At 39.9% G+C, this 21,251-nt stretch carries 24 protein-coding genes and 1 tRNA gene; 14 read left to right on the top strand and 11 right to left on the bottom strand.

From position 1 onward, the window contains the following. Positions 1-30 precede the first annotated feature (30 nt). The 4 genes from G626_RS0108830 to G626_RS0108815 form a co-directional block, all read right to left on the bottom strand. Positions 31-432, bottom strand: coding sequence for a PaaI family thioesterase (locus G626_RS0108830; protein ID WP_022932424.1), 402 nt, complete (start codon positions 430-432; stop codon positions 31-33). A gap of 52 nt (positions 433-484) precedes the next feature. After that, the gene (locus G626_RS0108825) at positions 485-709 is read right to left on the bottom strand and encodes a hypothetical protein (RefSeq protein WP_022932423.1); all 225 of its coding nucleotides are present in this window, start codon (positions 707-709) and stop codon (positions 485-487) included. Between the two features lie 135 nt (positions 710-844). Further along, the gene (locus G626_RS0108820) at positions 845-1,408 is read right to left on the bottom strand and encodes an indolepyruvate oxidoreductase subunit beta (RefSeq protein ID WP_022932422.1); all 564 of its coding nucleotides are present in this window, start codon (positions 1,406-1,408) and stop codon (positions 845-847) included. Continuing rightward, on the bottom strand, positions 1,405-3,372 hold the full coding sequence (locus G626_RS0108815) for a thiamine pyrophosphate-dependent enzyme (protein WP_027727070.1): 1,968 nt from the start codon (positions 3,370-3,372) through the stop codon (positions 1,405-1,407). Before G626_RS0108815 ends, G626_RS0108820 begins: the two co-directional genes overlap by 4 nt. A 298-nt stretch (positions 3,373-3,670) precedes the next feature. Here G626_RS0108815 and G626_RS17465 point away from each other — a divergent pair, with 298 nt between their 5' ends. After that, on the top strand, positions 3,671-6,988 hold the full coding sequence (locus G626_RS17465; protein WP_156003271.1) for a glycoside hydrolase family 2 TIM barrel-domain containing protein: 3,318 nt from the start codon (positions 3,671-3,673) through the stop codon (positions 6,986-6,988). Here the strand turns inward: G626_RS17465 and G626_RS0108805 are convergent. Then, positions 6,969-7,871 carry a glycosyl hydrolase family 17 protein gene (locus G626_RS0108805; protein ID WP_022932419.1) on the bottom strand — a complete coding sequence of 301 codons (903 nt, stop codon included), beginning with the start codon at positions 7,869-7,871 and terminating at the stop codon, positions 6,969-6,971. The genes G626_RS17465 and G626_RS0108805 overlap by 20 nt on opposite strands. A 36-nt stretch (positions 7,872-7,907) precedes the next feature. Here G626_RS0108805 and G626_RS18100 point away from each other — a divergent pair, with 36 nt between their 5' ends. The 9 genes from G626_RS18100 to arfB all read left to right on the top strand — a co-directional run bounded on the left by G626_RS18100 (position 7,908) and on the right by arfB (position 12,577). After that, positions 7,908-8,078, top strand: coding sequence for a hypothetical protein (locus tag G626_RS18100; RefSeq protein WP_022932418.1), 171 nt, complete (start codon positions 7,908-7,910; stop codon positions 8,076-8,078). Between the two features lie 153 nt (positions 8,079-8,231). Then, on the top strand, positions 8,232-8,651 hold the full coding sequence (locus tag G626_RS17460) for a helix-turn-helix domain-containing protein (protein ID WP_022932417.1): 420 nt from the start codon (positions 8,232-8,234) through the stop codon (positions 8,649-8,651). A 48-nt stretch (positions 8,652-8,699) separates the two neighbouring features. Further along, the gene (locus tag G626_RS0108790) at positions 8,700-9,137 is read left to right on the top strand and encodes a peptidyl-tRNA hydrolase (protein ID WP_027727069.1); all 438 of its coding nucleotides are present in this window, start codon (positions 8,700-8,702) and stop codon (positions 9,135-9,137) included. A gap of 72 nt (positions 9,138-9,209) precedes the next feature. Next, positions 9,210-9,788 carry a hypothetical protein gene (locus tag G626_RS0108785; protein ID WP_022932415.1) on the top strand — a complete coding sequence of 193 codons (579 nt, stop codon included), beginning with the start codon at positions 9,210-9,212 and terminating at the stop codon, positions 9,786-9,788. Positions 9,789-10,384: 596 nt separating this feature from the next. Beyond that, positions 10,385-10,573, top strand: a complete 189-nt coding sequence (locus tag G626_RS0108780) for a hypothetical protein (protein WP_022932414.1) — start codon at positions 10,385-10,387, stop codon at positions 10,571-10,573. Continuing rightward, positions 10,539-10,868: a helix-turn-helix domain-containing protein gene (locus G626_RS0108775; protein WP_022932413.1), complete on the top strand. Its 330-nt coding sequence runs from the start codon at positions 10,539-10,541 to the stop codon at positions 10,866-10,868. The genes G626_RS0108780 and G626_RS0108775 overlap by 35 nt, the downstream gene beginning before the upstream one ends. A 121-nt stretch (positions 10,869-10,989) precedes the next feature. Continuing rightward, positions 10,990-11,820 carry a metallophosphoesterase family protein gene (locus G626_RS0108770; protein WP_027727068.1) on the top strand — a complete coding sequence of 277 codons (831 nt, stop codon included), beginning with the start codon at positions 10,990-10,992 and terminating at the stop codon, positions 11,818-11,820. Between the two features lie 11 nt (positions 11,821-11,831). Beyond that, positions 11,832-12,152, top strand: a complete 321-nt coding sequence (locus G626_RS0108765; RefSeq protein WP_022932411.1) for a hypothetical protein — start codon at positions 11,832-11,834, stop codon at positions 12,150-12,152. Next, complete coding sequence (gene arfB / locus G626_RS0108760) at positions 12,149-12,577, top strand: alternative ribosome rescue aminoacyl-tRNA hydrolase ArfB (protein WP_022932410.1); 429 nt, start codon at positions 12,149-12,151, stop codon at positions 12,575-12,577. The genes G626_RS0108765 and arfB overlap by 4 nt, the downstream gene beginning before the upstream one ends. Before the next feature lies 1 nt (position 12,578). Here arfB and G626_RS0108755 read toward each other — a convergent pair whose 3' ends face one another. The 3 genes from G626_RS0108755 to G626_RS0108745 form a co-directional block, all read right to left on the bottom strand. Next, on the bottom strand, positions 12,579-12,986 hold the full coding sequence (locus tag G626_RS0108755; RefSeq protein WP_022932409.1) for a hypothetical protein: 408 nt from the start codon (positions 12,984-12,986) through the stop codon (positions 12,579-12,581). Between the two features lie 2 nt (positions 12,987-12,988). Next, positions 12,989-13,825 (bottom strand): RhuM family protein, encoded by an 837-nt coding sequence (gene rhuM / locus G626_RS0108750; RefSeq protein ID WP_022932408.1) that lies wholly within the window; start codon positions 13,823-13,825, stop codon positions 12,989-12,991. Positions 13,826-13,890: 65 nt separating this feature from the next. Further along, complete coding sequence (locus G626_RS0108745) at positions 13,891-14,643, bottom strand: hypothetical protein (RefSeq protein ID WP_022932407.1); 753 nt, start codon at positions 14,641-14,643, stop codon at positions 13,891-13,893. Positions 14,644-14,758: 115 nt separating this feature from the next. Between G626_RS0108745 and G626_RS0108740 the strand changes: the two genes are divergently transcribed. From G626_RS0108740 to G626_RS15975, 3 genes are all read left to right on the top strand, one after another. After that, positions 14,759-15,079, top strand: a complete 321-nt coding sequence (locus tag G626_RS0108740) for a nucleotide pyrophosphohydrolase (RefSeq protein ID WP_022932406.1) — start codon at positions 14,759-14,761, stop codon at positions 15,077-15,079. A gap of 15 nt (positions 15,080-15,094) precedes the next feature. Further along, positions 15,095-15,168, top strand: a tRNA-Ala gene (locus G626_RS0108735). Positions 15,169-15,170: 2 nt separating this feature from the next. Next, on the top strand, positions 15,171-15,689 hold the full coding sequence (locus G626_RS15975; RefSeq protein ID WP_022932405.1) for an O-acetyl-ADP-ribose deacetylase: 519 nt from the start codon (positions 15,171-15,173) through the stop codon (positions 15,687-15,689). A 9-nt stretch (positions 15,690-15,698) separates the two neighbouring features. Here G626_RS15975 and G626_RS0108725 read toward each other — a convergent pair whose 3' ends face one another. From G626_RS0108725 to G626_RS0108715, 3 genes are read right to left on the bottom strand one after another with little or no spacing between them, the layout of a single operon-like run. Continuing rightward, on the bottom strand, positions 15,699-18,905 hold the full coding sequence (locus tag G626_RS0108725) for a type I restriction endonuclease subunit R (protein WP_022932404.1): 3,207 nt from the start codon (positions 18,903-18,905) through the stop codon (positions 15,699-15,701). A 46-nt stretch (positions 18,906-18,951) separates the two neighbouring features. Then, complete coding sequence (locus G626_RS0108720) at positions 18,952-19,467, bottom strand: PIN domain-containing protein (protein ID WP_022932403.1); 516 nt, start codon at positions 19,465-19,467, stop codon at positions 18,952-18,954. Next, the gene (locus tag G626_RS0108715; RefSeq protein ID WP_022932402.1) at positions 19,464-20,522 is read right to left on the bottom strand and encodes a helix-turn-helix domain-containing protein; all 1,059 of its coding nucleotides are present in this window, start codon (positions 20,520-20,522) and stop codon (positions 19,464-19,466) included. The genes G626_RS0108720 and G626_RS0108715 overlap by 4 nt, the downstream gene beginning before the upstream one ends. Before the next feature lie 269 nt (positions 20,523-20,791). Here G626_RS0108715 and G626_RS18090 point away from each other — a divergent pair, with 269 nt between their 5' ends. Then, a complete protein-coding gene (locus tag G626_RS18090) occupies positions 20,792-21,091 on the top strand; it encodes a HigA family addiction module antitoxin (protein WP_027727066.1) in 300 nt (99 codons plus the stop codon). The last annotated feature ends 160 nt before the right edge of the window (positions 21,092-21,251 follow it).

The following is a 21,251-nucleotide window of genomic DNA, read 5'->3' as shown; positions in this document are numbered from 1 at the left end:
TTTTGTTTCTGTCAATAGAAACTTTGAAATTTATTTAGATGAAAGTTTCATGCCGGTGAAGGTAGCCATAGCAACCTTTGTTCCAAGCTCATCGGTGATGTTAATTTCATAAAGGCAGGTCGATCGGCCGTCTTTAATCAGGCGGGATTCGGCAATCAGCTTTTTGCCTTTTGCCATACCTATAAAGTTTATCTGACTTGTGATGGAAACAGTCTGCGGCTGATTAAAATTTGATGAAACAGCAAAGGTGTAGTCGGCCAGTGTAAAAATGGCACCACCCATCACACCGCCGTAGGCATTCTGATGATTGCGGGTGATTTCGAAAGAGCAGCGGGCAAAGTAATCACCAACTTCTTCAATTATAATTCCGGTTGCTTTTGTTGCGTAAAAATCACCTTCAAAAAATTTGCGTGCTTTTTCTAAATCAGACATTTTTTAATCTCCTGAAATAAAAAAGGCTGTCCATAAGGACAACCTTTTCAACTTATACTAAACCTTTTTTTCGGTTTTCAAATTCATTTAATATTCTGTCTGCATTTGCAAATTCAACTACAGATAGATTTTTTTGAAGAACTGCTTTTACAAGTCCGCCTTCAAGTTTAAAAATCAGCTTTTTGTATTCTGCAGGAGAACATTTGTCGTCCATGTAGGATTTGATAGCCTTGTCAACGCTATCTACAACAAGCTTTTCTTTTTTTTTCGTTACCATCCGAATCTCTCCTTATTGTTGTGGCTATTTTTTAATGATTCTTAAATATTTGGTTGTGAATGCAACCTTACAAATACTAAAGTAAAATTAGTTTTAAATCAACCAAGTTTTATAAACTTTTTTTTAGATTTTGAGCTATTTCCAGTCGACTGCACGTAGGTTCAACTCGTAAAAGTCTGGTTTAACCAGTGCTTTTATGGCAGCCTTGAGCTGGTCAATGTCGATAAGGCCGGCGTGGCTTGCAGCTCCCAGCAAAACCATGTTTACAACCTTGCTGCTTCCCAGCTGGTGGCAGGCTTCGTCTGTGTCTACAGCAACTACTTTTGCAGCAACCTTTTCAAGGTAGGCTATCATTTCGTTTTCGTCAAAGGCTTTTCCGCTCAGGCTGGCAGTTACCGGCTGAACAACCTTTTTGTTCACGATTACAGTACCGCCCTGCTTGAGGTAAGCAATGTTGCGTACAGCTTCTGCCGCTTCAAAGGCAATGAGTACGTCTGCCTGGCCCTGTGGCACGAGAGGAGAGTATACGTCACCCCCGATTCGTACATGACTTACAACCGAGCCGCCTCTCTGGGCCATTCCGATTGTCTCGGCTGAAAGCACGCGCTCGCCGTTAGCAATCGCTGCCTGTGAAAGTACTTTTGCGGCAAGTACGGTTCCCTGACCGCCCACGCCACAGATGATTATATTTTTACTCATTTAATTGCTCCTGTTGGACACACCTGTTTACACAAACTACATCCTGTACACAGGCTCTTGTCTATTTCAACTAACTGTTTACCTTTTTCATTCTTAGTCAAGCTAACACTTAGTGCCGGGCAGCCGAGCTCGTTGATGCACTTGCGGCAGCCGATACACTTGCCTGTGTCTACTGTCAGTGCGTGAGGTTTTTCCCAGCCTACTTTCTGTGCAATTGCGATACAAGGTGCCTTAAAGATGATTGCACTTACGCCAGGAGTTTCACTTGCTTTCTGAACGGCTTCCACTGCAGCCTTCTGGTCGAATGGGTTTACGGTGATTACCGGCTTTACTCCAACAGCGTCCAGGATTTTTTCTATGCTGATTTTCTCAACTATTTCTCCCATCATTGTTACGCCCGTTCCCGGGTGTGGCTGATGGCCTGTCATTGCAGTAGTTGAGTTATCGAGAATACAGATTGTCTGTTTAGCCTGATTATAAACTGCATTTACAACGCCGGTAATTCCGCTTGCAAAGAAGGTGGAGTCACCGATGAAACTGAAGCAGTAGCGGTCCGGCTCGTTGTGGTAAAAGCCCTGAGCCATGGTGATGTCTGCGCCCATACAAAGACAGGTGTCTGTCATGTCGAGTGGCATTGCGTTGCCCAGGGTGTAACAGCCGATGTCTCCGCAGTAAACGGTTTTCTTGCCTTTCATTGCCTGCTTTACGGCATAGAAGGAAGCCCTGTGAGGGCAGCCTGCGCAGAGAACCGGCGGGCGGACAGGAAGGTCGGGGGCTGGTGTTTCTGTGGTGGTTTCGATACACCCGCTTTGCGGGCACTCAACCACCGTAGTGATTATCTTCTTGATTATCTCCACGCTGAGCTCGCCGGCCTCTGGAACGGTGCCGTCGAGTTTTCCGCGAATTTGGCAATTTACTCGAGCGTTTCCGGTGATTTTTATCAAATTTTCCTCAATAACAGGGTCTAATTCTTCAAAAACTACGATTTGCTCGTGCGACTTGAGGAATTCTTCTGCTAAAGGTTTTGGGAATGGATAAGGGGTTCCAATCTTGAGAACCGGTATATCTTTGAGGCCCAGGATGGAAAGTGCTTCCATCAGGTAGCAGTAAGAGATTCCGCCGGCGGCGAAGGCCGGGGTTTTAGGGGCAGAGCCCCTAGGAGAAGGGGTAGCTGAAGCGGCGGCGAAAGCACAGCTTTCGCCGAGACTCGCTAAAAACAGTCCACTGGACTGTTTTTCCCCTGCTTCGCAGGGTCGCTCCCTAAGGGGTCGACTTCCCCCTACATAATTCCATTTACTCTTTGAAAACTCTGCCGGAAGAATCTTCTCGTTGCGCTCAAAAATGCGCTTGTGATTGTTGTATGAGGAACGCGGGAAGATTACCCAGCGCTTAGAATCTTTTTCGAACTGGCCAGGCTTACGGCAAGGGCAAAGCTCCGGAAAGTCCATGCTTTCGTAGGCGTGGTCTACTCGGGTAGTTGGGCGGAGGAGAACAGGAGTGTTATATTTTTCGGAAAGCTCAAAGGCCTCCTGAATCATCTCGTATGCTTCGAGTGGAGTAGAAGGATCAAAACAGGGGAGCTTTGAATACTGGGCAAAGTTACGGGTGTCCTGTTCTGTCTGGCTGGAAATTGGACCCGGGTCATCGGCGCTTACAATTACCATGCCGCCTTTAACGCCAACGTAAGAAAGGCACATAACAGGGTCGCTTGCAACATTGAGACCAACCTGCTTCATTGTTATGAGTGTGCGGCTGCCTGCATAGCTGGCACCGGCTGCAACCTCGGCTGCGGCTTTTTCGTTAACGGACCATTCTACGTAGGTTCCGGTTTTGTCTTTATACTTGGAAATAAATTCAATAATTTCGCTGGAAGGGGTTCCGGGGTAACCTGCTACCAGATTTACACCTGCTTTAAGGGCACCGAGGGCGATGGCCTGGTTTCCCATTATCATTTGCTTACTCATAACAAAAGTATACTGTAATTTGTTGTTTCTATCAATAATAACAACTCTTTGTTGCATTTGTGAACTGAAATGTATAAAAATCAGATTGGCGTGAGCGGAGACAGAAGCGAGCCGCATCTCGAACTTTTTGGCGCTTAGCCATAAAAAGAATCCGAGGATTTTTGCCTGCAAAAACCGCAGGATTCTTACACAAAAAAGGGAGAGCCAGCGGTTTCGCTTATGGCGCAGCGGAAGCCAATATGATTTTTATATAGTTTTCGACCTTAACAACTATGACACAGAGTTGTATACTGTTGATATGAACATCAGTCAGATTGCTAAAAAAGGGTCGGCTAAGGCCGAGATGGTTTACCATGAAAATCCGGATATCTTCCATGTAAATACTTTGGAAAATCATTCTTATTTTATTCCTTTTGGGAAAGAGAAGGGACAGAATCCTTTTGGGGCTCGGGGAAAATCTAACCGTTTTGAGCTGCTCAATGGTAAGTGGGGCTTTCGTTATTATGACAGCCTGATTGACCTTGAGGATGATTTTGCGGACGGTAAGCTTGCCCGCGCTGCTCTGGCTGATAAAAAGAAAATACCTGTGCCTGCTAACTGGCAGCTGCATGGCTACGATAAGCCTCAGTACACTAATGTTGATTATCCTATTCCTTATAATCCGCCTTATGTTCCGGACGAAAATCCGGTGGGCATTTATTACCGCGAATATGAATACCAGGCTGATGGGCTTGAGCGTATTCTTTGTTTTGAGGGCGTAGACAGCTGCCTTTATCTTTATGTGAACGGCAAGTTCTGCGGATATTCTGAAGTGTCGCATCACACGGCGGAGTTTAATATCACTCCGTTTTTGAAGAAGGGACAAAACCTGATTACAGTTGCGGTTCTTAAGTGGTGCTTTGGAACTTATATGGAAGATCAGGATAAAATCAGATTATCAGGAATTTTCCGGGACGTTTACATTTTGTCCCGTCCGGAAAAGTGTATAAGTGATTATCGAATTAAGACTAACTTGAAAACTAACTATCGTTCGGCAGTTTTGGAAGTGACTGTAGGCGGGGCGGATGCGGATGTGACTTTGTCGGCGCCTGATGGAAAGGAGATTTTTAAGGGCAAGGCAAAGAAGGGCGTTGAACTGGAAATCAATGTGGACTCTCCTCAATTGTGGTCTGCAGAAAATCCCATTCTTTATAAACTTCTTCTCGAAACAGCCGACGAGCAGATTGGCGAAGAAGTGGGCTTCAGAAAAATCACCAGCGAGAAGGGCGTTCTTAAAATCAACGGACAGCCGATTAAGTTCCGCGGAGTGAACCGACACGACAGCTATCCTGATACCGGTTATGTAAGCAGCATCGCCCAGATAGAAAAAGACCTGAGCCTTATGAAGCAGCATAACATCAACGCAATCCGAACATCTCACTATCCGAATGCGCCGGTCTTTTATAAGCTCTGCGACCGTTATGGCTTTTACCTTATCTGTGAGGCAGACCTGGAAATGCACGGAAGCGTTTCTGTAAACAACACTCCTCACTGGGACTGGTCTGACTATTCAGGAATTGCCTTAGCCGCAAGTAACAAGCTTTTTTACAAGGGAATTCTTGACCGCGAAAAATCCTGTGTCATGAGAAACATAAACCGTCCAAGTATAGTTATCTGGTCTATGGGTAATGAAAGCGGAAATGGCAAAAACTTTACTGAGGCCGCAAAGTGGATAAAGAGCTTTGACGACAGCCGGCTTCTTCATTATGAAAGTGTTCATAATCAGGGTGATACGAACGATGCTGTGTACGACCTCGTTTCCCGAATGTACCCGAGCGTGCAGGACTGGAAAAAGATGGCCGAGGATAAAAAAGAAAAACGTCCTCTGGTACTCTGTGAGTACTGTCATGCAATGGGAAATGGTCCGGGAGACCTGGAAGATTATCATAAACTCTTTCATAGTTCAGATCGTTTCTGCGAAGGATTTATCTGGGAGTGGTGTGACCATTCAGTTATTCTTGGTAAAACCCGTGACGGCATGCCTAAGTACGGCTATGGTGGAGACTGGGGCGAAAAGCATAACGACGGAAACTTCTGCTGCGACGGGCTTGTTTATCCGGACCGCCGCCCTCACACAGGCCTTCTAGAAGCAAAGCAGGTTTACAGACCTGTTAGGGTTCGCAAACTGGCCGATGGAAAGAATTCTGTGCCGGGCAGTGCTACATTTGAGTTTACAAATCTTCTTGCATTTACGGATGCGGCTCAGGTGCTCGACTGCCGCTATGAAGTAATGATTGATGGTGATGTGGTGAAATCAGATGGCCTCGAGCTGCCTGCACTTCCACCACTGGGTAAGAAAAAAATCAGTCTGACAGGCATTCCAAAGTTCGAAGGAAAAGATTCTTACATCAGATTTATCTTTACTTCAAAAGCTGACAGTCTCTGGTGCGACAAAGGCTTTGAAGTTTGTTTTGATCAGGTGCAGCTTTCGGCAAGCGAAGATGCTGATGACGAAGCGGAAATCTTGCGCAAGGCTTCTTATCTTCCGGAACTTCCTGGTCAAAAAATATGGCAGCCTGGAAAGCGCGATGCAAAGGGTATTCAGGAAAATGCCAGAGCGGAAATTGATGCTCTTGTAAAGTTTGCCCGTAACGCCGAAAAGCATAATGAAAACCAGAACTGGCAGGAAGCCTTTCTGGTTAAGCCGGATTGTAAAAAAGTTCAGCTGGGGAAGGCTTTGTATGTCGAGGCTAACGGCTTGCGTTATACAGTAACAGCCGGCAGTATAACATATTCTTTCAATCGCAGAAGCGGAGTTTTTGATTCAATCAAAAATGAAAAGAAAGAACTGCTCAAAAAGCCGATGTCCTTTAATTTTATGAGAGCCCCTCTCGATAACGACCCTATGAAGGGAGAATGGTTTGGAGCCCATCTTCATGATTATGAGATTAAAGTTTTTGGTTCTCGAATTGAGCCAAGCAAAGATGGAAAGTCAATTCAGATTATCGTTGATCAGGGCTTTGTATGGAGCAGTCATCAACCTTTTATGTATGGAACTGTAATTTATACTATTGGCTGCGGCCAGTCGACAGCTGTCCCGGCATCTTCAAACCTCTCTGTTGAGTTTGATTTTACTGCGACAAGAAAAATCTTTATACTGCCAAGAATCGGTCTTCGTCTTTTCCTGGATAAGTCATTTGATAAGGTTGAATACTTTGGATATGGTCCGACAGAAAGTTATATAGATAAACATCAGGCAACCTGGCTTGGAAAGTTTAAGGCTAAGGTCGGCGATATGTATGAGCCATATATTCGTCCTCAGGAAAATTCTTCTCATTACGATTGCCGATATGTAAAGCTTTCAAATAACAAACTAACGTTGGTTTGTTCGGGTCAGAATGTAAAAACTGGAAAAAAGAAAAATATCAGTTTTAATGCTTCGAGATTTACTCAGGAGGAACTCTGGACTAAGCGTCACAACTTTGAGCTTGAGGAATCTGATTATACTGTTTTGTGTCTGGATTATAAAATGGCCGGCGTTGGTTCAAATTCCTGCGGCCCGGCTCTGGCAACAAAATATCGCATTCAGTTGCCAGAGGTAAAAGGAAAGTTGAATATTACAATTCAACAAGTTTAGGTTTGCGGTCCACGTCGAAGATGCCCCAGTGCTTTTCTGCTTCACGTGGATTGTTGCCACCCTTCCAGGGTTCATCAAAGGCTTCAAACATATAAGAAATAATTTTCTCACTGTCTGCCCAGGCCCAGAAATCCTTATAATATTTTTTCTGATTTTCTTCGTTAGGCTGTCCTTCCTTCATCTGTGAGAAATCAACAGCATCAGTAGCCCATCCAATCTCAGAAAAAATAACCGGCTTATCCGGATAAATATCTTTGATTTTTTTGTACCATTCTTTATTTACAGCAAGAGCCTCATCAACAGTATTGCCATACCAGAGAGGGTAAGAATGCACACAGATAATATCAAGATGCTTTGCAAGTTCAGTGAGGGCCGGCCATTCAAAGGCGCCCTCGTTGAAGGTTACCGGCTGCTTACAGCCTGCTTTAAGACGGTCCGCAAAAGTGATGAGACGTTCAACCGGCACATTATTGGCACCCCAGCTAGGAGTGTTTTCGTTTCCGATTGAAACTGCATTGATAACATCATCATATTCATTTGCAATTTTGATAAGGTCTTCGACTCGAGTATCATTCCATTTAGCACGTTCAGCAAGTTCAGCATCAGAATCATTTGTCTTAAGCCAAGGGCAGCCAGGATTGTTAACCTCAGACTGAATTCCAGGGCCAAGCATCAGCTTCAAATCAAAACCCTTATCGCGGATAACCTGACAGGTGGTTCGGGCATATTCCACAGGGTCATACATGCGGATGTACTTAAATCCCAAATTAACTAAAATCTGTAAATCTTCTACAACCTGATCATAAGTAGGGTAGGTGCAATTTACAGGCGACTGATTTCTTCTGTAACCAGAATAACAAATAGCTCTTCCATATTCAAACATAGGATAAGTATAGCACAGGACGCGGGAGTTTGTACAATGGGTGAACAAAACTTTTTGAGCAAATTGGCATCAGGCAAAAAACTTGATATCAGTAAAGTAAAATTTTCCCGCGGAGATATTGGTATTGTGATGCAGACAATTCCGATTGATAAAGCAGATGAAGATGGAAAGGTTACTATTGAAATTACACCGTCAGCCAAAAAGTGAGTTCCATCTGCATTGTTTATTCAGTTCGTTGGACTTCTGGAGACCTGTTTGCTTAAAATGCAGAGACTATCGGGCTAAAACCAGACAGTAGGCTTCTAATTTTAAACTAACAGTTTACTGTTCCTTTCTGAAGATTCCTTTTATAATGTGCGTATGGAATATTCATATTCAATTAAACCAGCAAAACGAACTGTCGTTGATATACCGGCAACTTCAAGACTTTTAAAAGAGCTGCGCAATAAAAATGGATATAGCGTAAAGCAGTTGCAGGAAATATTTGGATTTGAGACTCCTGTGGCAATTTACGCCTGGGAAAATGAAAAGTGTAAGAATATTCCTTGTATCGAAAACTTTGATATTTTGTCTAAACTGTATAATTGTCATGTGGAAGATTTGTATGTTTTAAAGCAGATTGATTTTTCTGATTTGCAGGTGCGCGAAAATACTCCTGAATATAAAACTTATAGAACTCTTGTAAATCAATTGCTTGAAGGGCTCGCAGATATTGAAGAAGATCGGGTCCAGGATTTTGAACAGGCGATGAAAGAAATCAGGAAAGAACTTGAAATATGAAACGGTGACAATTTGTCACCAGTTCAAAAGGAAAACAGCTTTATGGGAATGCGAAGATTATTTATTATCAGAAAGGATTTGCATCTTTCTGCAGGAAAGCTTGGGGCAATGGTTGCTCATTGTGCAGAGGGATACTGGATATGGCTTATCAAAAGAAATCTTATGGAACAGGATGGAAGTGTTCACGTCTCTTTTGATTTAGACCGCGAGATATATGACGACTATTTGAATGGTCGCATTACAAAAACAATCTGTGAAGCAAAAAATCTAAATAAATTACTACAGGCTCGTGAAATGGCTCTGAATCTTGGGCTGGTTGAAAATCAGGATTTTGGAATGATAAATGATGCCTGCCTTACAGAACTAACTCCTGAATGGGTGGACGAAAATGGCGAAGGCCGCTGCACCGTCGGAATCTGGTTTAAGCCTCTGCAGGATGATGTTGCGCATTCCATCAGTAAGAAGTTTCAACTGTATAAGGATTAAATTACAAGTTTAATGCTTTTTCTTAAAGCCTCCAGTATCTTATAACCATAAACGAATGGAGGTAAAAAAAAAATGACACTACAGAAAGCAATGCGTGTTAGAGCTGAGCTTAAGAAAGAAGTCAGCAACTTGAATGAACTTATCCATGATTATCCTCATCAGATTTCATTTAAGGGTAAAGTTCCTGAAGCTGAAGAAATTGCAGCAAAACGTGCTGAAAAAGTTGCTGCTCTTGATGGAATGAGTTATGAAGATGTTGTGAAGAGAATGTTTACTCTCACAGATGCAATTCTTGAATTAAATACAGCAATCGAAAAAGCAAACCGAGAAGGTCATAATCTGCTTTTCAAAGAAGCTGCAATAAAATCAAAACTCTCTGTTGTTGAATATCAGATCAATATGGAGAGAATTGTTGAATCAGAATCAGAAAGTCTTGAGTATGATTATGAACACATGGATGAAAAGGGAAATTACAAGCGTGTAAAAGTTACTACTTATAACTATCCAATGCTCACAGACGAGACTTTCGGTCTTTCTCTGATTGGATTGAAAAAGCAGCTTAACCGTGAGCTTGAAGCTGTTCGTGATGAACTTACAGCTTTCAATGCTACTCACAAAATTGACTATGAATTGCCGGAAGGCATTCTATAGGACAGATATGCAGGAAAGGTGTTTTTCGAGTGGGGGAAAACATACTTGGTTTGATTTTAGTCTATTAATCGTTTGATTATCAGATTATTTTCTTATCAAGTTCCAGCTGGTATCCGCGCCAGGGGGGGTAAGACCTCCACCTATGAGAATTACTGGCCGCCTTCGGGGGGAACCCCCGAGCAAAGATGGCCTCCATTACGGCCTTTAAAAATATAAAACTATAATATTTTATAAACCGGATTTTCCGTATTTTTGGTTTTATCTTTTTGAATGTCGATGGCTTTTTAAAAATTAAGGAACAATTAAAAACTTAAAAAGTTTAACAGTTATTTCTATATCAGTTGGAAACTGCAAATCTGGGGCACCTGTTGAAGTTCTTCGGAACGGATTCCGGTGCTTTTTTATTATAAGTGCTAATTTTAAACTAATAGTTTAATGACAAATGAATATTAATTTGTTAAAGTGAAAATACAAAACACAAATTAAAGTCGCTGGCCCTAAAAAGCCGAGCGCCGTGTCTCATTGGTTTGACAGGCCTTAGACAAAAACCCGCTGCGCCGTTGGCGTAAAAATATCTTTTATGAAAGGAGTGCGTAATGAGCACAGACACATTTGACATTACAAAATTATCTCGTGCAATGACTGGCAAAAAGAGATGCTATTCGGCAATTCTACGCGCACTTTGGAATTACAAAATGCCTGGGCAGGCAATAAAAGATAATGGAGTTTTTGCTAATGGAGAAAAATCATATGAGGACCGTAACTATTCAAAGGCCGGTTGTTGATCTGAAAGCAACCGGTGCACAAATCAAATCACTCAGAATCAAAAGTGGATACACTGTCCACGATATTCAGGCCGTATTCGGTTTTGAATATCCGCAGGCTGTTTATGCCTGGGAAAGTGGAAAGTCAATTCCAACAATCGACAACTTGCTGGTGCTTGCTCACTTGTTTGATGCAGCAGTCGAAGAGATTGTAATTCAGCGCATGATTGAAGTCGAAGTTTCATGCGTTTCAAACAAGATTGAAAAGCTCTGCAACAAGAATTGTAACGATTGCAAATTGCGCCTGAGTGCCTAGTCTTTTTCTGTCTGTAAATCTTTTAAATTAATGGTTTACAGACAGACTGAACTTCCAATCATACAATTAAATCATCGCTATCAGATAAAACTTATAATTCAGGAAAAAAAGAATAAGAAATATGACAATCTACATGACAAGCGACTTGCATGTTGACCACTACATAAATCATCGTGTAAGTCTGGAAAACTACATAAACAATGCACTCAAACCAGCGGATGTACTTTGCGTGGCAGGTGACACCTGTGATGATCCGCACCTTTTTGTGGAATTTTACAAGGCAGTTTCACCCCTCTATAAAAAGATTTTTGTAGTCTTTGGAAATCATGATTTGACGGTTCATAATGAATCATACTTCCGAAACAATCCCTTTACCGAAACACAGGCAAAACTGGATTTTCTGAAAGCAGAAGTTTCAAAGTTCGGAAATGTTTCAATTCTTGATGGGACAGTCGAAGAGTTTGAAGGCGTGAAGTTTGGCGGAACAATGGCATTCAATGATTTCTGCTGGGCTTATAAAGTTGAGCCTGAGCCGGAAGGAAATATGGCAAAATTCCTTTGTTACTGGAAACGCTGGTTTGATTATCGTCACTGGGACTATATGGGAAATATTCATAAGGATATTCTTGCTTCTCAAATGAAAAAGCTGGATTATGTCATTTCCCAAAAGCCGGATATCATACTGACTCACTATATTCCGCTTTTTTTTGGCGTTGAAAAAATCTATGAAGATGATGTTTATACAACCTTCTTTTATTTTAATGGCCAAAAATATCTGGATCAGTTGAAAGACCAAAGCATCTGGCTTGCAGGTCATACCCATTCTGTACGCACAAAAGATCTGGTTCAGGGGGATGGAAGAATAATTCATTTGAAGCTGAATCCGGTTGGTTATCCTGATGAGGACACGGGAAATGCTGAAAGGATGGATGAGTTTTTGATTAAACAATAAGGAAGAAAAATATGGAAAATGAAGATAAGATTCAAACGATAGAGTTAAGTGACGACTTAGAACTAATGCTGAATTGTGCTATGCGATATTGTATAGGAAGAAGGACATACATAGTTTCAGCTTTCTGTCATTTCGTGGGTCCCTTATTGAACCGATTATCACACAAAACAAAGTTTGTTATGAAGGAAGATTTAGATTCATTTCAAAGAGATGTCGATACTGGATTCTATTCTTGGGGTGACAAATGTGATAAGGATGAATGGGAGAATTTCAGAAAAAAGCTGGAATTAGCTCTAGCTAAAGAAAAAAGTAGAGAACCTTTAGAAAAATGACTACAATAGAAACAATGAACCGTGCAAAGCTACACGAATCCATAATCAATAATTCTCAGATGACCTTTGCCCGCAGCGGTGGTAACGGCGGCCAGAATGTGAATAAGGTGAATACCAAAGTGCATCTGGTTGTTCCAGTTACTTCCCTGGGCGGTCTTACTGATGCGGAGGTTACTCGTCTTCGCACAAAACTTGCAGCTATCATCAATAAAGAAGACTGTCTTTTTCTTGATGTGGATGATGAGCGATATCAGGAACGTAATCGTGAAATTGCGCTTTCTCGTCTTGAAAACAGGATAGTTCAGGCTCTGGTAATTCCTAAAAAGCGTATAAAAACAAAGCCGACTCGTGCTAGTAAGGAACGAAAATTAAAGTTGAAGAAAATCCGCAGTGAAATTAAGAAGAACCGGGGAAAGATCTGGTAACTTAATAAGAAGAATTATCATCTTCATATTTTGGTAGCTTATTTATTTTTTCCTGAATTGGTTTTATAAAAAAGTCATGTTCTTTTAAGCCCATTTTGTAGAAATTCCCTAATTGATGTTCTAGTTTCAATCTAATCTTCATAATATGCAATTGTGTTTGTTCATCATAATTTTCAAGATTTTTGTCTGTCCAAGTTGCAATTAAAGCATTCTCTTTACGTTCTTCCTCACTAGATTTAAGGCCCTCATCTAGTTTTTGTTCCAGTTCTTCGACGGACGTAACAATGAATCCAGGTTTTTTATAATCTTTTTGCATACTGTCCACAAGTTCTTTTAAGTAAAGCAGCTTTTGATCCGGTGTCATGCAATGCATTTCCATGCTATAACCGATATAATCTTCATCTTCCATAATTAAACCTCTTTATCTTTCAGTATTTCAAATAGTTCATTTTCAAATTGTTGAGTATTGGGATTTACACATGATTTCATTAAACCAAGATTTTCATAATAAGTTGGTTTTGAAAAATATTCTTTGTTTTTAATAATCGATTCTAAATCACTGTTATTCCTTAAATCGAAAAGAGGATTGAAATAATAAATCCAGTCATTCATTACTAGAGGAATCTTACCTGCAAGTTTTTTGTTTGCTAAAGTCAGATAACAATCAATAATCTTTTTTGATTTTTCATCACTTATGAAAATGTTTAGTTTGGAAACTTTCTGGAAAAAAACTTTTGTTATCAAGCTGTCTCTTTCGTAATCATAAGCTGTTGCAAATAAATCTGTAATTTTCTGAATAAAAGAGCGCTTTGATAAGGCAATTTCTTCATATTCTTCTTGGAGTTTTATAAAATAATCATCGTCGAAAACTTGACCGCAATTCTTGAGTTGAGCATCATCTAGTGCAAATCCTTTGATAAGATATTCCGAAAGAAGTTTAGTTGCCCATTGCCGGAATCGGAGAGCATTCTGATTTTTTACTTTGAATCCGACCTGAATAATAATATCAAAGGCATAAAAAGTTACATCATCTATTTGTTTTGAAAAGTTTCCAGAATCAAAATCATCATCTTCAAAAATCTTTGTAACAATCGTCTTTATTGTATTTTCATCTTCATCATAAATCTTTGATATCTGAGTTAGATTAGCCCAGATTTCACCATCTATAAAACACAGGTTAATATTCTCGCCTGTGGAAATAAGTGTGTAAGAAAGATAATCAGCTATAGCATTACGATTTGAAGTCATATGTTGATTTTAATTATTTTTAAGTTGAATAGATATAAACTGTTAGTTTAAAATAATGAGCTAAATTACTCTGATTCAAAATATTCATTGATAGCTTTTGACAATTCAATTTTAGTCTGAGCCCGAATTTGTTTGTGTTGGACATTCCGTTCCCATTTGCGATAGCGGCTTGTTTTCCAGCCTTCATAATGCCAGAGTTCACATTCTCTTTTGTAATTGAGCCAATTATCAAGTTTTTTCTTCTCAGATAAAGCTTTGCCATCAGGAATATAAAGACGATTCCAGAAGAGTTTTTCTTCATATTCGCGTACATAAGTTCTTGGGATGTCAGGATGATAGATGTAAACAGGATTTCCGCGTTTGTCATATTCCTTAAATCCCTGAACAAAATATTTTTTTGCAGATTCACTCAGTTTTAGAAAATCTTTTTCACAAATATCCAGAAGTTTAAGATATCCTTTCTTAAAGACTTTGTTCTGGAAATATTCGCTTTCAAATTCATCCTTTTCATAGCAATCCCAATAAAACAGATTATTTCTAAATTCACATCGATAACTTTTTAAATTGCATAACCTGAATGGCTTATCAGAAAAACGAAACCATGAGGTAGATACGGCAACAGCTTCTGCAAGACCATCATCTCGATTTTTCAATGAATCTATAGGAACAAGCTTGATTTTATATCCAATAAGTATTCTTGGAATTTCAATATAATTATCTTCATCATCTTTACGATTGGATAATTCGTTCCTTTTTTTATCGATAGCAAGCAGATGTTTATAATAGGCCAGCTGTTCTTTACTTTTTGTAGGACGCATATATAAAGGGTAGCATTAATTTGGATGGAAATCTGTAAACTTGTAGTTTAAAATTATTGCAATAGAAGTTTCTTTATGTAGTGCAAAGTTTGAGCTTTTACGATATAAAGACAATATGACTGAACAAACAATAAACAGAATCAGAAAATTCACTGCAGACCGCGACTGGGATCAGTTCCATACACCAGCAAATCTTGCAAAATCCATCTCGATTGAGGCAAATGAGCTTTTGGAATGCTTTCAGTGGTCAGATAAGGATTATGATTTGCAGCACGTAAAGGAAGAACTCGCTGATGTTATGGTGTACTGCCGTAATCTGCTGGATAAGCTCGACCTTGATGAAGATGAAATCATCAATATGAAAATGACGATGAATGAGGCAAAATATCCGGTAGAAAAAGCGAAGGGAAGCAATAAAAAATATACAGAATTGTGATATAATAAAATCATCGGGGCTGTAGCTCACCTGGCTAGAGCGCTACAATGGCATTGTAGAGGTAGTGGGTTCAAGTCCCATCAGCTCCAATATGGGAAAAATAAAAATCATAAAAGGCGACATCACAACTTTGGCTTGCGACGCAATTGTAAATGCTGCAAATTCCAGCCTTCTTGGTGGCGGTGGTGTTGATGGTGCTATTCATTATGCTGCAGGTCCTGAACTTCTTGCTGAATGTCGTACTCTTCATGGCTGCAAAACCGGCGAAGCTAAAATTACAAAAGGATATAATTTACCGGCAAGATTTGTAATCCACACTGTTGGGCCGATTTATTATGAACATTCGCCTGCAGAGGCTGAGGTACTTTTGACTTCCTGTTATGAAAATTCTTTGAAGCTTGCAAAAGAAAAAGGGCTTAAAACTATTGCTTTTCCTCTGATTTCTGCCGGCGTTTATGGTTACCCGCAGCGAGATGCTATTAGAGTGGCAATCGAGACTATGAAAATGCATCAGGATGATTTTGATGAGATTACGCTGGTGCTGTTTGGGGAACGGGAGTTTGGATTTGCGGGAGAGATGTTCCCAGAGTTTATTCTTCCATTAGTTTAATATTGAAGTTTATTTTCCGTAGTCTGAAGTTGTTTCTGCAACTTTTAGATTACCATAATCATCATTTATAGAATATGAAACTGTATCTTCATAATCAGCAACATTATCGGTCCAGAGTTCACACTGGCTTATAACGGTTTTTAATGCATCTTCCTGACCTTCTGGTGGATATTTGTATTTCTTCAGAAGCTTTTTAACAATCATTCGCATTTTGGCACGAGCTGATTCTTTTTTCTGCCAGTCGATGGTTTTGTTTTTACGGAGGGTTTCTGTAAGTTCTTTTGTAAGTGCAACAAGGTCTTCGTTTGAATAGAAATCTTTTACAGCTTCAGGTTTTGTGAGTGCATCATAGAAGGCAAGTTCTTCATCAGTTAATCCGAGCTTGTTCCCTTCTTCGCTTGCATGAAGCATTTCTTTCGCAAGCTTCAACAGTTCTTGAATTACTTCTTCGTTTGTAAGCATTCCGTTCAGGTAACGGTTCAAAGTCTGCTGAATGAGTTCGCTGAAGGCTTCTGATTTTACGAGGTTTGTACGTTTGTAAACTTTTACCTGTTCATCAATCAACTTCTTGAGCATTTCTACGGCGAGGTTTTTCTCTTTCATCTTTGAGATATTTTCAAGGAAGGTTGGATCAAAGAGGTTTACTTTTTCGCCGACATCAGAGAAAAGATTTATAACGCCATCTGATTTAACTGACTGTTTAAGAAGTTCATTTATGCGGTCATTGATTTCTTTGAGGGAGAATTTCTTGCCAGATGGATTATACAAAAGACGCATTACAAGAACGCGGACAGATTCAAAGAAAGCTGCCTCAAGACGCATGTGTTCTTTTACCATAGAAGAACAAAGAGAAAGTGCCTGTTTAAGCATTAAGGCTTCTTTTATAAATGCCTGTTTCTGTTCTTCTTTATCTGGGGCTACAATAAAGTTTACTGCGCCACTGATTGTCATACCGCGCTGTAAGTCTGAGCCCTCGTAGAAAGGAGTATAATCATAACCAAAGAAAAGATTTCGGCAGATTTCGAGTTTTTCCTGGAACTTAGGGAAGGCTCGTTTTGCGACATCCATTTCGCCATAGTTCTGACGGTCACGGACAGTGTAGTCGTTCATTGCCTGCTTGAGGGCACTTGCAATTCCAACGTAATCTACAACAAGTCCGCCTTCCTTATCTTTGAAGACACGGTTTACACGGGCAATTGCCTGCATAAGATTGTAGCTTTCCATCGGCTTGTAAACATACATTGTTGCAAGAGATGGAACGTCGAATCCTGTAAGCCACATATCAACAACGATTGCAATTTTTAGCGGGCTGTCATTATCTTTGAAGCGGGTTGCGAGTTCCTGCTTGCGGTGTTTGTTGCCGATGATTGCACGCCATTCTTCCGGGTCCTTGTTGCTTTCTGTCATTACAACGGCAATGCGGGCGTCATCACCAGGAACAGTAATCTGTTTTGAGCCGACTGTAACCTGTGAAGTTGTCCCCGCCCAAGAAGGCCTCAATTCCAAAATACGATTAAAAATCTTCATTGCGATAGAACGGTTATAAGCAACAATCATTGCCTTTCCGGTATACAAATACTGGCGTTCGTTTTCGTAGTGATTAAGAATATCATCAACAAGAGAGTTGATTGTTTTTTCGTGGCCAAGTATTTCTTCCATCTTGCCAAGTTCGTGCTTACTCTTTTCGATTACTTCTTCATCAGCATTCTGAGCAAGAGCACTGTATTCTGCATCAATCTGAGCAAGAACTTTATCATCAAGCTTGAGTTTGATAACTCGGCTTTCGTAATAAACAGGGCGGGTTGCGCCATCTTCAACAGCCTGAGTCATATCATAAACATCGATGTAGTCACCGAAAACTTCAATAGTGCTGCGGTCTTCTCGGGAAATTGGAGTTCCTGTAAAACCGATATAACTTGCGTTTGGAAGACTGTCACGAATTATGCGGGCGGTACCGATTGTGCGGTGGGCAATAAGGTTGCCCTCTTCGTCGCGACTGGTTTTGATTTTTTCTGTAAGTCCGTACTGGCCGCGGTGTGCTTCATCCGCCATTACGATGATATTTTTTCTGTCGCTGAGTGGTTCATCACTTTCCTCGAACTTCTGCATTGTAGTAAAAATGATTCCGTTTGCCTTTCGTCCTTCAAGAAGCTGTTTCAAATGTTCCCGGCTTTCTGCCTGAACAGGTTCCTGACGTAAGAAATCTTTACAATTACAGAACTGACCATAAAGTTGGTTATCCAAATCATTTCGGTCTGTAATAACTACGATTGTCGGCGAATCAATTGCCTGCTGCAAAAGGTGTGCATAGAAAACCATAGAAAGTGATTTTCCGGAGCCCTGAGTATGCCAGAAGACACCGATTTTTCCATCGCCGGCAACCGCAACTTTTGTGCGTTCAACAGCCTTGCGAACTGCAAAATATTGATGATAACCCGCTAGAATCTTATAGGAAATAATTCCGTCATTATTAAAGCAGATAAAATTTTTGATGATATCCAGCAGGCGGTCTTTCTGGAAAATGCCTTCAAAGAAAGTTGTAAAATCCGCAAAGGACTTGGATTCCATGTTGCCGTCTTTTGTCTTCCATTCCATAAAGCGGTCTTCACCACTTGTAATGGTTCCCGCCTTGCTTGTAAGCTGGTCGCTCATTACGCAGATACAGTTGTAAATAAACATGGAAGGAATCTCATGTATGTAATTGCGAATCTGTGTGTATGCTTCGCTAGCGTCAGTCTGCTCACGGCTTGGAGACTTTAATTCAAAAAGACAGATAGGAAGTCCGTTCAAGAAAAGCAGAATATCCGGCCGTTTGTTTGAGTTTTCTATAAATGTCCATTGATTTGCAACGATATAAGAATTCTTGTCTCCAGGCTTACCGGCATTTTCAAAATCTGCAATATAAATGATGGCTGATTTATTCTCACCGTTTTCATGATAACTTACTTCAATACCATTCTGCAGGTATTCCATAAAAACAGCATTCTTCTTTTTAAGTTCAGCATTTTCAAAGTGTCGGAGTTTTAGGAGAGCTTCATCAATTGCAGCAGGCGCCGCCTTTGGATTAAGACGCCGGATAGAATCTTCAAGTACAGAGTCATAAAGCGGAGAATGCCAGTCGCGATCAATGTCCGGGCCATAAACATGCTCCCATCCCATATTCTGGAACAACTCAATCAGAGCATTTTCATAGGCTTCTTCGTTGTAATCGGACATATAATCAAAACTCCTTAAGGCTTAATTATATATCCAAAATGCTAATTTAACAATTTCGCCAGGCTAATATGCGTTTTTCGCATTCGTCTTTTGGCAGACGCATATTTATCTTCATAAGTTTTTCAAGTAAATCTGCAGCGTCTTTTTCAGAAAGAATTCCATATTCAATAAGATTATCAAAAATATAAAGAATACCAGAAACTTTTATATTGTCATTTTCTGCTGCCTTTCTAAGTTTCCCATCTCCAGTTAATAATCTTCCGTTTGTCTGCTTGGCATAATACCAGACAGAACAATCTGTAAGAGAAGCATTATTAGGATTCATAACAAAAAGATTTGTGATATTAGAAAATTCAGAAGGGCTAAACTGAACAACTTCCAGTTTTCGAGACTTAATAAATGAATCAATTATCTTTTGCTGAGCTGGCTGAACAATTTCATCAATTACCAAATCTGTAGTACAGATATCGCATGGCAAAGAGAAAAAGTCATCAAGCATATTCTGAGATAATAAATCGAGGAGAATATTTGTATCACTGATAACTATTTTTTCTGTTATCATATAGGCATTAAGTCTCCACGTACCTCTTCAACACTTGTATGAAGCAGACTTGCAGCTTTGGAAATAGTAATCAGTTCGTTGCTCAGTGCATTATAAACAAGGCGATTAAATCGGTTTGATTCTTCCTGTGGATAATATGACTGTTCAATTCGTTCTTTAAATGCGGAGTTTCTGTTCTTTTGAATGCAAAAAGATTTGTAACGAGGTTCGGAAATGATTCCGCAGGTTTTGGCTTTATACATTAAGGCATCGCAGGAAATACCAAAATGAATCTGAACAGCGCGAAGTTCCGGATAAGTGATTTCACGACGTGAATCACCAACAATTCGCCTGAACATAGATTCCAGAATAAGCATTTCATTTGCAAAAAGATTGCAGAGAGTCTCTTCATCTTTTTCAGAAACAGAATCATCAAAATTAAGAATTAGATGTCCCAGTTCATGAAGTGCAGTAAAGCGTTTGCGTTCAGATGGTAATGCTTTGTTCAAAACAATCACAGGATACACATCATTAACCATTGAACTCAAACCATCAAAAGATTCTGGAGCATCAATTTCCATAACCTTAATGCCATGTTCTTCCAGAAGATCAATTACATTTATAATTCCATCACTTCCGATATTCCAGAAATCGCGAAGCTTCAGGGCAGCCTCTTTTACCTGTTCGGCAGAAGAGACTGGCTTTTTAAAAGGAGAAACAAATTTGACGGAAGCGTTGCAAATCTCTTCAATAGTGATATAGCGTTCAAACATATCAGAAATATTCTGCTTAATGCTTTCTTCCTGTTTTACAGCAAGCTTGCTTTTGTGTTTTCTAAACTTAACAGATTCAATCTGCATGGTAAAAGGGCGAAAGAAATAATCCACCGGCTGTCCCAAAGCCTTAGAAAGAGAAATAAGAACACTACTACTAGGAGAGAGCTGACATTTTTCATATTTAGATATGGCCATTTTAGAAAGACTGTTCCCCATAGCAGCAACCAGTTCATCCATAGAATAACCTTTCATCACCCGAGCATTTTTGAGTCGCTGTGCAAAAATTTCATTCTGAGTCATATAGTTCTCCTTGTTTACAAATATAATATAATTATGATAAATTGTAAACAAAAGAATTTAAGGGGGATTAATTTATGACTGATATCAAAGACATCAAAACAGAAGAAGAATATGAACAGATTCTCAAACGTATTGAAGAAATTTTTGATTCAAAACCGAATACTCCTTAAGGTGATGAACTTGAATATTTAGTAGCCTTAGTAGAAAAGTATGAAGATGAAAACTTTCCCATTGATAAACCAAGTCCTAAAGCGGCAATCAGATTTCGTATGGAGCAATGGGGGCTTAATACCAAACGCTTAATTCCATCAAATGATATGATTATCCATCCTGGAGAAACATTAAAAGAAGTAATGGAAGATAGAAATATATCAACAGAAAGTCTTGCACAATCTACGGGTTTTACGCAAGATTATATTAATGCTGTTTTGAATTGCAAAGAAAACATTTCTGCTGAATTTGCAAGGAAACTTGAGGATACATTAAATATAGATACTGATTTTTGGATGAAATTAAATGAGTTTTATAATGCTGAACTTAGGGCATTAGAAGAATCTCAACAAGTTTAAGTAAAATACTAAAAGTACTGATTGGCTCTAGAAACCGTCAAAATGCAGAAGAAAATCATTGAATTTATGACATCTTTGCGTTGATTTTGCATGATTTGTGCAAAATAATGAAAAAAAATAGTATAGGAGGGAAGAGCCTTCCCCTCGCTCTAAACCTTCG

This window comes from Treponema bryantii NK4A124, from assembly GCF_000421345.1.
Lineage (GTDB): Bacteria > Spirochaetota > Spirochaetia > Treponematales > Treponemataceae > Treponema_D > Treponema_D bryantii_B.
Note: the sequence above shows the minus strand (reverse complement) of the source record. Positions and strands in the feature narration are given on the sequence as shown.